Origin of the sequence: Agrobacterium tumefaciens (assembly GCA_025559845.1) — a bacterium.
GTDB lineage: Bacteria > Pseudomonadota > Alphaproteobacteria > Rhizobiales > Rhizobiaceae > Agrobacterium.
This window is the reverse complement of the sequence record CP048469.1, coordinates 538,912-551,033: the sequence shown is the minus strand read 5'-3', so window position 1 is coordinate 551,033 and position 12,122 is coordinate 538,912. Positions and strand designations below refer to the sequence as shown.

The following is a 12,122-nucleotide window of genomic DNA, read 5'->3' as shown; positions in this document are numbered from 1 at the left end:
CTCACGATGACCATCGGAGCGGCGCTTTCGTTGAATGGGCAAACGCTGTAATTGAAATCGAAACGTCTTTCGTCCATGAGATGTGGCTGAAGCAACTCACCGAGGGACATCCGACATGTCGAGCAATGAAGACAAACGCGATCTTGCTCTTACGGTTCGGCGCATCCTGAAGGTCAATCATGCTGGCGAATTCGGCGCCATTCGCATTTATGGTGCGCAGATCTGGATGGCACGTCGCCTGTTTCCGGATATCGTCCCTGCACTTCAAGAGATGCGAAACGATGAGATAGATCATTGCCGCCTGTTCCGGGATGCAATGCCTTCGAGAAAGGCAAAACCTTGCCGCATCATGGCGCTCTGGAGCCTTGGTGGTTATGTGCTTGGTTTTTTGACAGCGCTTGGCGGCCGCAACATGGTCTGGATCTGCACGGAAGCCGTCGAGAGCACTGTTCACCGCCACCTGCAAGACCAACTGACATTCCTGCAAACAATCGATCCTGAACTGCATGGGCTGATTGCTTCCATACAAATGCAAGAACTCGCGCATCTGAAGGAAGCGGAGAAAAACCAGATGAAGCAGGGTCTAAGTCACGCGGTGCTTTTGCCCGTTATAAGCGCGCTTACCGATTTGATGATCTGGCTTTCCACCTGGGGAGATTCAAGCTGGATGCGCTCCGAAATGGCGCGCTTTGATCAAACCTGACGCAGCGGCGCGGAGGATGCAACTTTACCGGCTTAAACCGCTTTTCCCGAATAGGAAACAGGCGTATCAAACGCGAAGAACAAGTGCCGCGTTCGATACAGGTGTAGGGAGATAAAAAATGCGCGTTTCCATCGTCCTCGGTTCGCTGGCCGCCATGCTGACGTTGACCGCGTGCCAGACTTTAACCCCGGAAGAACGCCGTGCACGCGACGAGGCCACGTGCCGTGGTTACGGTTTCCGCCCCGGTACCGACCCGATGGCAGGATGCCTGCTCGATCTCGAGCTCGATCGTCGTGCGGACAATCGCGCCTGGCAGGCCCGCGTTGACCGCGACATGTTCTATCGACCTGTCGTTGTCGAACGTCGCGTTATCGTCCAACCGAGGCCCTGACGGGAATGACGGCGACGTTGCTCGTCGTATCGCCGTCTCCAGTCTTCTCAATCAGTGCGGCCTGCGCCGCTGCAAGGCGTGCGATCGGCACGCGGAACGGTGAACAGGACACATAGTCCAAGCCGGCATCTTCACAGAAGTGGATCGATGCCGGATCACCACCATGTTCACCGCAAATGCCGAGTTTCAGATCCGGGCGCGTCTGACGCCCGCGTTCTGCGGCAATACGGATCAACTCTCCAACCCCGTCGAAATCAAGCGAGATAAACGGATCACGCTCGATGATACCCTTGCGCTGATAGGTATCGATGAACCGCGCCGCATCATCGCGGGAGATGCCGAAGGTCGTTTGCGTCAAGTCGTTCGTGCCGAAGGAGAAGAACTCCGCCGCCTCTGCGATAACGTGCGCGCGCAGCGCTGCACGCGGCAGCTCGATCATCGTGCCGGAGAGATATTCGATGGTCATGCCGGTCTCTTCCGCGACGGCAGCCGCGACACGGTCGATGACGCCGCGCACGTAATCGAGTTCCGATCGCAGGCCGACCAGTGGAACCATGATCTCAGGCACAACCGGTGCACCCGTGATCCGAGCGGCCTCTACGGCCGCTTCGAAAATCGCACGGGCCTGCATTTCGGCGATTTCCGGATAGGAAATGGCAAGACGGCAACCGCGATGACCCAGCATCGGGTTGAACTCATGCAGCGCGTCCAGACGCTGACGGAAGACCGTCTGCGGCATTCCCATCGCAGCCGCGACTTCTACGATCTCACCATCCGTCTTGGGCAAAAACTCGTGCAGTGGTGGATCGAGCAGACGGATCGTGACCGGCAGACCGTGCATGATCGTAAACAGTTCGGTGAAATCCGATCGCTGCATCGGCAAAAGCTCATCGAGTGCAGCGCGCCTGCCCTTTTCGCTTTCCGCTAGGATCATCTCACGCATTACATGAATGCGGTCGCCCTCGAAGAACATGTGCTCCGTTCGGCAAAGACCAATGCCTTCCGCACCGAAGGCGCGTGCCGCACGGGCATCGGCCGGCGTATCGGCATTGGTGCGCACCGTCATACGGCGAGCGCGGTCGGCCCACACCATCAACTTGCCGAAGTCACCCGAAAGCTCGGGCTGTGTCATCGGCACCTCGCCTTTCAGCACGCGGCCGGACGAGCCATCGATGGTAATGATATCGCCACGCTTCAGCATGCAGCCAACGCCGATCAGAACTCTGTTGCGCATATCGACGCGCATCGAGCCTGCACCGGTGACACAGGGGATGCCCATGCCACGCGCCACAACGGCGGCGTGGCTGGTCATTCCACCACGCGTGGTCAAAATGCCTTCAGCGGCGTGCATACCGTGAATGTCTTCGGGGCTGGTTTCGATGCGCACCAGAATGACGCGCCGACCTTCCGCTTCTGCGGCAACGGCCTCTTCTGCCGTAAAGACAATCTCACCCGTTGCAGCACCGGGTGAAGCCGGCAGACCGGAGCCGATAATGGGCCGGGAGATATCCGGATCAATCGTCGGGTGGAGAAGCTGGTCGAGCGATGATGGCTCGATGCGGCAGACGGCTTCGTCCTCCGAGATCAGCCCTTCCTCGACCATATCGACGGCGATCTTCATGGCGGCACGCGTGGTGCGTTTGCCGTTGCGGGTCTGGAGCATCCAGAGCGTGCCACGCTCGATGGTGAACTCCAGATCCTGCATGTCTTGATAGTGGGTCTCAAGCCGCTTGCAGATCGCCGTGAACTCGGCGAAAGCCTCCGGCATCAGCTTTTCCATTGAAGGCTTGTCGGAACCAGAAACGATCCGGGCGGCCTCCGTGATGGATTGCGGTGTGCGGATACCCGCAACGACGTCTTCTCCCTGTGCATTGACGAGAAACTCGCCATAGAGCTCAGCTTCACCCGTGGACGGATTGCGGGTGAAAGCAACCCCGGTTGCCGAGGATGAACCGAGATTGCCGAATACCATGGCCTGAACGTTGACCGCGGTTCCCCAGTCGCCCGGAATATTGTGCAAATGGCGGTAAGTGACAGCGCGATGGTTCGTCCAGCTAGCGAACACCGCACCGATTGCACCCCAAAGCTGAACATGACAGTCCTGCGGGAACTCCTCACCCAGCTCATCCTCTATCAGCTTCTTGTAGAGCGAGACGACATGCTGCCATTCAACGGCGCCGAGGTCGGTATCATATTCGTGGCCGAGGCGGCTTTTTTCGTCTTCCAGAATTTCCTCGAACATTTCATGATCGAGGCCCATGACGACATCGGCATACATCTGGATGAAGCGACGGTAGCTGTCCCATGCGAAACGTGCGTCGCCCGCGTCATGACCAAGCGCCTGCACCGTCTGGTCGTTCAGGCCGAGGTTCAAAACCGTATCCATCATGCCGGGCATCGAAGCGCGTGCGCCTGAACGAACGGAGAGCAGCAAAGGGTGCGCGCTGCCACCGAACTTTTTTCCGGTGGAGACTTCCATGCCGCAAAGGCCGGACATCACCTGCAGTTTCAGGTCTTCGGGGAGATCGCGACCGTTTTTATGATAGAGCGCGCAGGCATCGGCAATGATTGTGAGGCCAGGGGGGACAGGCAGGCCGAGACTTGCCATTTCGGCAAGGTTCGCCCCCTTGCCGCCCAGTATCGCAGTGTCACCTGCTCCGCCTTCGGCAGCACCGTTGCCGAAGGTGTAAACCCACTTTTTCATTGCACGCTCTCCACCCAGAAGCGTTGTCATTTTTCTATCATGTACAGCATTGGCAGCGCATTGGAAACGTTGCGATTCCAAGTTTACATCGCAGTGCAGCATAATTGCGGCAAAGTCGGTTCAAGAATTGCCGCAAAACGGATTTATCAGGACGATCAGGCTTGGAGAATCGGTCAATCACGTTCTTTGCAGATGATGGTGATTTATAGAGCCAAAGCTGTAACGCACTCGTGTAGTGCGCAGAAACGGAGTGTTCCCTAAGCAGATTCCATTACCAAAAAGAGATTTTCCATGCTGCTGACAAGACGCCATACGTTGAAACTCGCCGGAATTTCCTGCGCCGCATCGGCTCTGGCCAATGCCGTGCACGCTGAAGGGGGAGCTGTTCCTCCGCCTGCGACAAATGCCCTTCCCTTCGCCCTGACCACTCCAATGCATGTCGGCGAGGCGGCATTAAAGGTCCGCGATATCGATGCAATGCAGGCCTTTTACCAGTCTGTACTCGGCCTCAGGGAAATAGAGCAGACCGCCCGCGGACTGACGCTCGGTGTCAACGGCACGCCCTTGCTGCATCTGGTGCATAAACCGGCGGCTGATTTTGAAAGCCCGACCTCGGCTGGTCTCTTCCATATCGCGTATCTGATGCCGACCCGAAAAGATCTCGCCCGCTGGCTTGTGCATGCTGCCACCACGCAGGTCCCACTCACCGGATTTGCGGACCATAATGTCAGTGAAGCGATCTATCTGAACGATCCCGAAGGAAACGGCATAGAGGTCTATAGCGACAGGCCGCGCGAGCAATGGATCTGGACCGACGAAGTGGTGAAGATGGGCACCGAACAGCTTGATATCGACGACCTCGTGTCTCTGACCAATATCAGGAAAGACGACTATGAGATTGCGCCGGAGGCCTTGCGGATCGGCCATATTCATCTGAAAGTCGGAGAGATCGCAGCGGCGCGGGCATTTTATGAAGAAGCCGTGGGCTTGCAATCGACGCGCGCAGAGCGCAGTGACGCATCTTTCCTGTCGTCGGGACGCTATCATCATCACCTCGCCGTCAACATCTGGAACAGCAAAGGCGCGAAAGAACGCAATACTGCGGAAACGGGCCTCGACTGGTTTTCCTTGAGCGTGCGTAACGCTGCCGATCTGGAGGCGCAGAAGGAGCGGCTCCGCAAAGCGGGTTATGTTCTGGTTGAGATGGAGAGTGGCGCTGTTGAGGCGATAGATCCCTGGGGAACGCGGCTGCGGCTGATGCCGGCCTGATCTTCACGCAAAAGAAAGCCTTGCGAGACCACAGCGCTGGCCTCGCAAGGCATACCATCCGGTACAGGAACCCGGATGGGGGGTCGGCAAGCGGGCGGTTGGGAGACCCATGCCTTCATTGCAAGATATCAAAACAACAGCCCATGTCGCTCACCCGAATGGGTGATATGGTTACGTCAAACAACGTAGGTGCAGCTTCAATGCTCCGACGAGAGTGCGGGAAAACTTAACCGGCTTCGCGCAATTGCTCGGCGGTCTGCAAATCCACGGATACGAGTTGTGAAACACCCTGCTCTGCCATGGTAACGCCGAACAGGCGGTTCATGCGCGCCATGGTGATCGGATTGTGGGTAATGATGACGAAACGTGTTTCCGTCGACGCCACCATCTCGTCCATCAGATTGCAATATCGCTCGACATTGTGATCATCCAGCGGCGCGTCCACCTCGTCCAGCACGCAGATCGGTGCGGGGTTGGTCAGGAAGACGGCAAAGATCAATGCCATGGCTGTCAGTGCCTGCTCGCCACCCGACAAAAGCGTCATGGTTTGCGGCTTCTTGCCCGGCGGGCGGGCAAGAATTTCCAGTCCGGCTTCCAGCGGGTCATCGGACTCGATCAGTTGCAGTTCTGCCGTACCGCCGCCGAACAGGTGGGTGAAAAGCCGCTGAAACTGGGTGTTGACCACATCAAAGGCGGCAATCAGGCGTTCACGTCCCTCGCGGTTAAGGTTCTGAATACCCGCACGCAGCTTGCGCACCGCATCGATGATGTCATCGCGTTCCTTGATAAGGGTCGCAAGCTTCTGCGACAGCTCCGCCTGTTCCTCTTCAGCACGCAGGTTGACCGCCCCAAGCCTTTCGCGCTCGATCTTTAATCGGTCGAGATCGCGTTCAACCTCACGAACGTCCGGCAACGGAGCGTCCGGTGCAAGGCCGGTCAATCGCAGCGCCATATGCGGTTCGGAGTTCAAAGCCTCGCGAATACGGTGTTCGGTTTCCTGGCGTTTCTCCCGTGCTGAAACCAGCCGCTCTTCTGCACGGCCACGCTTTTCGCGCGCTTCCGCCAATTCAGACAAAGCGGTGGCGGCAATTCTGTCGGCATCCCGTTGCAGGTTTTCGGCTTCCACCAACCGATCCGCAGCAGCGCGGCGACCCTCCTCGGCCTTCTGCAACTCGTTGAGAAGTGTTCGTCGCTTCTCATCGAACTCTTCCGGCGCGATATCGAGTTCGGCGATTTCTTCCCGGGCTTCTTCCTCGCGCTCGCGCAACGTTGAAATGTGATCCGCCGCACTGGCAACCCGTGCCTGCCACGTGGAGCGTTCCTGCGCGATCGCCTGAAGACGACGCTGGCGGCTCTCCGCCTCGCGGTTCAAGCCTTCGTGCCTGGCACGCGCTTCGGCCACCAGGCTGCGGTCGGTCGCGACATCAAGCTGGCTTTCGCGCAACCGAAGATCAAGCGACGAAAGATCAGGCGCATCGTCCATCTCGATGCGGGCATTTTCCTCCTGAAAAGCAACCTCTTCGACCTGAGCAGCAATCTGGTTCAGCGCCTCGGAGACGACATCGCGACGGCGCAGGAGATCACCGGAGGCGCGCTCTGCCGCAGAAAGCGCGTCGCGCGCTTCGGAAAGCTGCCGGGCGGCAAGGCGATTTCGGTCGCGCGCTTCGGAAAGCCTGAGCTCGGAGATGCGGATTTCCTCGCTGGCGGCCGCCAATTGCTCCTCGGCCTCAGCCAAAACATCACGAGCTTCATCCAGCTCAGCTTCGATTTCGGCAAGGCGATTTTTCTGCGACAGGCGCAGTGCGGCAGCGCCCGGTGCGTCGGCACTGGTGACGTGGCCGTCCCAACGGAAAAGCGCGCCTTCGCGGGTGACAAGCCGCTGACCCGCCTTGAGCGAGGGCATCAATGACTGAGCCTGCGCGATATCAGAGACGACACCGATCTGGGCCAGCGCCCGCGCAAGCGCCGATGGCGCGCTGGCATAATCGAGAAGCGGCTTCACGCCCTGCGGCAATGCCGGATCTTCCGTGCCAACGCCGTTCACCTGCCAATAGGCCGGTGCGGACCGATCGAGCGAGCTCTCCAGATCATCTCCCAAGGCTGCGCCAAGCGCTGCCTCGAAACCGCGCTCAACCATCAGCTCTTCTGCGACCGGCGTAAAATCACCTGTGGCAGCGCCGCTGGCGAGGATTTTGGCGATGGTCCTCGCCTCGGTTTCCAGCCCATTCAACCTGTTTCGCGCCGCCTCCAGCGGACCACGGGCAAGCGCTTCGGTAGAACGTGCCTGCGCAACCAACGCTTCAGCTTCCTCTACAACGACCGCAGCATCCTCGACCGCCATTTCTGCTGCCTCGACAGCTTCGCTCCGTTCAGCCGGATCAGGCAGAACGGAGAGCTTTTCATCGATGGCATCGATTTCAGCCGACGCGTCCTGCGATTGTTTCTCAAGCCTGAGACGACGATCGGAGAGATCGCGGATAGCACGTTCAAGCTGCTGCCGAGATGCCGATGCGGCCGCACGTTCGGCGGTCAAGGCCGCAAAAACAGCTTCGCTTTCAATGAGCTTTGCCGCCGCTGTCTCAAAGGCTTCCTTCGTTTCTTCAGCGTAACGGCCGGAATCGGACAGGATTTCCAGAAGCTCTGCTTCTTCCTCATCCAGACGGGACAGGATCAGCGCATTATCGGAAACCAGCCGCTCCTCACGAACAATATCCTCGCCAAGCTGAGCCAAACGCCGCGCCAGTTCATCGCGGCGGCGAAGCAGACGGTTCGCCTCGTCGTCGAGCTGGCTGCGGGCAATCTGCAAACGCTGAAGCGTGGCAGCGATCTTCGCCTCATTCTCGCGCAGTTCAGGCAATTTGAGGCTGGCAATACCCTGCTGCTTTGCAGCTTCCATCTGCGCCTGCGCCTTCTCGGCGACAATGACGGTTGCCTGATTGAGTGCGCTTTCGGACTCGCCCTCCAGCTGCTTCGCTTCGACCCAGCGGATATGAAGCAGCGTCGCCTCACGGGCGCGAATATCGGCAGACAGCATCTTGAAGCGATTGGCCTGACGCGCCTGACGCTTCAGGCTTTCGATCTGGCTTTCTAGCTGAGCAGTGACATCTTCAAGCCGTTCGAGATTGGTCTCGGCAGCACGCAGGCGTAGTTCCGCTTCGTGGCGGCGCGAATGCAGACCGGAAATGCCGGCCGCCTCTTCCAGAAGCTGTCGCCGTGCCTGTGGCTTGGCATTGATGAGCTCGCCAATACGGCCCTGCCCCACCATGGAGGGCGAGCGCGCGCCGGTTGACGCATCCGCAAAGAGAAGCTGCACATCCTTGGCACGGGCCTCCTTGCCATTGATGCGATAAACTGAGCCGTTTTCGCGCTCGATGCGGCGCGTCACCTGAATTTCGTCGGCATCGTTGAAAGCAGCAGGCGCAGTGCGATCCGAATTGTCGAGAAAAAGGCCGACTTCAGCGGTATTTCTGGCCGGGCGATTGCCGGACCCCGAAAAAATGACGTCATCCATGCCGGATGCGCGCATGTTCTTGTAGGAATTTTCGCCCATGACCCAACGGAGGGCTTCGACGAGGTTGGATTTGCCGCAACCGTTTGGGCCGACGACACCCGTCAACCCCGGCTCGATAATGAATTCGGAAGGTTCGACAAAGGATTTGAAGCCGAGGAGGCGAAGCTTGTTGAACTTCATGCCAACGCGCCTTCAAGAAGAAAAGGGCAATAAAAAACGGGCGCACGGAAATATCCGCCGCCCGTTTTCATCAAAAAAAGCGGATCAGATAGCCTTGTCGATGACAGCCGACATGGTTTCAACCGACATGTCTCCCGCGTATTTCTTGCCGTTGATGATGAACGTCGGCGTGGAATTGACGCCAAACTCCGTCGCACCGCGTTGCATCGTTGCGTTCACATCATCCAGAAGCTTCTGGTTCGTCAAGCAGGCCTCGAAGGACTCCTGTGAAAAACCGGCCATTTTCGACATTTGCAGCAGTGCGGCGCGTGCATCCTGAGCAACGGCCCAGGTCTGCTGTTGCTTGAAGAGCATGGAAACGAACGGGAAGTACTGACCCTGCGGTGCGCAACGCGCCAGCATGAAGGCGGCGGCAGCACGTGGATCGAACGGGAATTCGCGAATGACGAAGTAGACCTTGCCGGTATCGATATACTTCTTCTTGATCTCTTCGAAGGTCGTGTTGTGGAAATGCGCGCAGTGCGGGCAGGTCATCGACATGTATTCGACGATCTTGACCGGCGCGTTCGCATCACCCAGCGCTGCCTCTGGCAACGGACCCGGCTTCAGGACTTCTGCCATGTCCACATCGCCGGTGGATTCCGGCAGTTCCTGCGCCTGCACGATGCCGGGCAACGACGCAGCGACGGATGCGAATGCAACACCGCCAAGCAGGCTGCGGCGGGAAACGGTCAATTCGGAAAAATGCATGAAAGCACCCTGTTTTATTAGACTCTATTGTCTGCGAATCCGATATAGCGGCCATCTGTTCATCACAAGCGGCCTTTGACATTCTTCTTGTCAAAGAATTGTGACCAGTCAAGGACAGACCTGCGACAGATCAGCTGCTGCTTCAAAATGCCCCTTTGCGGACAGGCTTGCGCTGGAGGACTGCCGTTCCCAGCCTGGTGACGGCCTTGCGCAGCGCCTCGCTCTCGATGCCGTCCATCATATCTTCGAGACGTCTCGCCGCATCGCCACGCAGGGGCTGCGGTTTTCTCTTGCGAGACATCGTCTGGGAAACGGGTTTCTGCACGATCCTGATCTGGCGGATGGCGGGAAATCCGAAGAAGCCGTTGATGCGGGCGATCAACTCACCCTGCGCATGGGTGAGAAACAGTGCCCGGGCGCCCTCGCAGGCGATAGTCAGCACGCCAGACTGATAGCCACCGCGATCCGGTCCTTCATCGCGCCGTGGCCAGGTGATTTTTTCAGGCCGCGTGCAGTCGGCGAAGTCCTCGCCGGCGATCTCATCCCACGAACCAAGCAGCGCGGTATTGATTCCCGCACGCTTGGACAGGACGGGGTCCATGATTCCGTTGGCGATTTCGGCGATCTGTATGACGCCCTTCTGGGGATATCGCATGGTTTACCAGGGTTTTCGGACTGCAAGCAGCCTGCATCTTCTTGATCGGCTTCGGTGAATGAACCAAGTATAGGCCAAATCCAAGTGAAACGGCAAACCATGCTTCAAAAAACTGCCTCAACGTCCCATGCGATCGCTTTGCTTCGGTGGTACGACCGGCACCATCGCGAGTTACCCTGGCGCACCTCGCCTGCCATGGCCGAAAAGGGCAAACGCGCCGACCCCTATCATGTATGGCTTTCGGAAGTGATGCTGCAGCAGACCACTGTGCAGGCGGTCAAACCCTATTTCGCCAAGTTTCTTGGCTTGTGGCCAACCGTTCGCGATCTGGCCGCGGCACCATCCGAGGATGTCATGGCCGCCTGGGCGGGCCTTGGTTATTACGCGCGTGCCCGCAATCTAAAAAGATGCGCCGAAACAGTCGCGAGCGCTCATGGCGGCATTTTTCCTGATACCGAAGACGGGTTGCGGCAGCTTCCCGGCATCGGCGATTACACGGCAGCGGCAGTCGCAGCTATCGCCTTTAATCGGCAGGCAGCGGTGATGGACGGCAATGTCGAGCGTGTCATCTCGCGGCTATTTGCCATCGATGCTCCCCTTCCCGGGTCGAAACCTGCCATGAAAACACGGGTGGCGGAGATAACGCCGAGCGACCGGCCCGGCGATTTCGCGCAGGCCATGATGGATCTCGGCGCAACAATCTGTACGCCGAAGCGGCCTGCCTGCGCACTCTGTCCTTTCAACAGCGACTGTCTGGCGCTGGCGAACGACGATCCGGAACGTTTTCCGGTCAAGGCTGCCAAAAAGCAAAAGCCTGTGCGGCTGGGTGCCGCCTTCATTGCCGTGAACAGCAGAGGAGAAATTCTGCTGAGACGCCGGGAGGAAAGCGGCCTGCTGGGTGGCATGACCGAAGTGCCGACAACAGCCTGGACCGCGAGGATCGACGGTGGCACGGACGAAAGCTACGCGCCTTTTGCCGCCAACTGGCAACCCGCGGGGGCGATTGTGCATGTCTTCACCCATTTCGAATTGAGGCTTTCGGTTTTCCGCGCGCAGGTGCCAGATGGTCTGCAAACCGGCCGCAATGACGGATGGTGGGAGCCCGTCACAAATCTTGATGCGCAGGCGCTGCCAACCGTAATGAAAAAAGCCATCTCGCAGGCTATCCCGATGGCCTTCGAGAAAAACAGGAAAGTTTTATGACCAAGATCGAGCATATCGTATTCGACATCGGCAAGGTGCTGATCCATTACGATCCCCATATTCCCTATAGCCGACTCATTCCGGATGCTGACGAGCGCAAGTGGTTCTTCGAGAACGTCTGCACGCACGACTGGAATCTGGAGCAGGATCGTGGGCGTCGCTGGGAGGATGCCGAAGCGCTGCTGGTCGAAAAATTTCCTGATCGCGAAGAGCACATTCGCGCATTTCGCAAATACTGGCATGAGATGGTCTCGCACTCCTACGACGAATCCGTCGCCGTCATGCTTGGCCTGATCGATCAGGGGCGCGATGTGACGATGCTGACCAATTTTGCATCCGACACTTTCCGCGAAGCCCAGAAGATGTTTCCATTTCTGACGAAGACGCGCGGCGTGACCGTCTCAGGCGACGTCGGGCTGATCAAGCCGGATGTGGCAATCTACGAACTGCACGCGAAAAATTTCAACCTTGATCCGGCCTCAAGCTTGTTCATCGACGATACGGCAATCAATGTTGACGGGGCAAAAGAAGCCGGCTGGCAGGCGGTTCGCTTTATTGATGCGGCGACGCTGAAAAAAGATCTTGCGCACTACGGCGTGACACTCTGAAAACTTCTGACGCAGGCGGAAATGGCGGTCTCCTGCCTGCGTCAGCCTGGCCGAAACCGGCCGGGATTTTCAAATCATTTTCCGGGGAAGCGCTGCGGCTTGTTTCTCCGCTAAATCATCCCGCTGACATGAAACTATGGGGTCACAC

Annotated in this window: 9 protein-coding genes; 5 read left to right on the top strand and 4 right to left on the bottom strand. The window is 58.2% G+C overall.

Going from position 1 to position 12,122, the window contains the following annotated elements; all coding sequences use genetic code 11:
• Positions 1-115 precede the first annotated feature (115 nt).
• Both FY156_02630 and FY156_02625 read left to right on the top strand, forming a co-directional pair.
• On the top strand, positions 116-703 hold the full coding sequence (locus FY156_02630; GenBank protein ID UXS00465.1) for a demethoxyubiquinone hydroxylase family protein: 588 nt from the start codon (positions 116-118) through the stop codon (positions 701-703).
• Positions 704-821: 118 nt separating this feature from the next.
• On the top strand, positions 822-1,094 hold the full coding sequence (locus tag FY156_02625; GenBank protein UXS00464.1) for a hypothetical protein: 273 nt from the start codon (positions 822-824) through the stop codon (positions 1,092-1,094).
• Here the strand turns inward: FY156_02625 and FY156_02620 are convergent.
• Positions 1,072-3,798: a pyruvate, phosphate dikinase gene (locus FY156_02620; GenBank protein ID UXS02993.1), complete on the bottom strand. Its 2,727-nt coding sequence runs from the start codon at positions 3,796-3,798 to the stop codon at positions 1,072-1,074. The genes FY156_02625 and FY156_02620 overlap by 23 nt on opposite strands.
• 291 nt (positions 3,799-4,089) lie before the next feature.
• Here FY156_02620 and FY156_02615 point away from each other — a divergent pair, with 291 nt between their 5' ends.
• Entirely contained in the window at positions 4,090-5,067 is a 978-nt protein-coding gene (locus FY156_02615; protein UXS00463.1) for a VOC family protein, read from the top strand.
• A gap of 226 nt (positions 5,068-5,293) precedes the next feature.
• Here the strand turns inward: FY156_02615 and smc are convergent, their stop codons facing one another.
• The 3 genes from smc to FY156_02600 form a co-directional block, all read right to left on the bottom strand.
• Positions 5,294-8,758, bottom strand: coding sequence for a chromosome segregation protein SMC (gene smc / locus FY156_02610; GenBank protein UXS00462.1), 3,465 nt, complete (start codon positions 8,756-8,758; stop codon positions 5,294-5,296).
• An 84-nt stretch (positions 8,759-8,842) separates the two neighbouring features.
• The gene (locus tag FY156_02605) at positions 8,843-9,508 is read right to left on the bottom strand and encodes a thioredoxin domain-containing protein (protein ID UXS00461.1); all 666 of its coding nucleotides are present in this window, start codon (positions 9,506-9,508) and stop codon (positions 8,843-8,845) included.
• A gap of 142 nt (positions 9,509-9,650) precedes the next feature.
• Positions 9,651-10,163 (bottom strand): DUF721 domain-containing protein, encoded by a 513-nt coding sequence (locus FY156_02600; protein UXS00460.1) that lies wholly within the window; start codon positions 10,161-10,163, stop codon positions 9,651-9,653.
• 99 nt (positions 10,164-10,262) lie between these two features.
• Here FY156_02600 and mutY point away from each other — a divergent pair, with 99 nt between their 5' ends.
• Positions 10,263-11,366: an A/G-specific adenine glycosylase gene (gene mutY / locus FY156_02595; GenBank protein UXS00459.1), complete on the top strand. Its 1,104-nt coding sequence runs from the start codon at positions 10,263-10,265 to the stop codon at positions 11,364-11,366.
• Positions 11,363-11,974 (top strand): HAD family phosphatase, encoded by a 612-nt coding sequence (locus FY156_02590; protein UXS00458.1) that lies wholly within the window; start codon positions 11,363-11,365, stop codon positions 11,972-11,974. Before mutY ends, FY156_02590 begins: the two co-directional genes overlap by 4 nt.
• Positions 11,975-12,122: the final 148 nt, after the last annotated feature.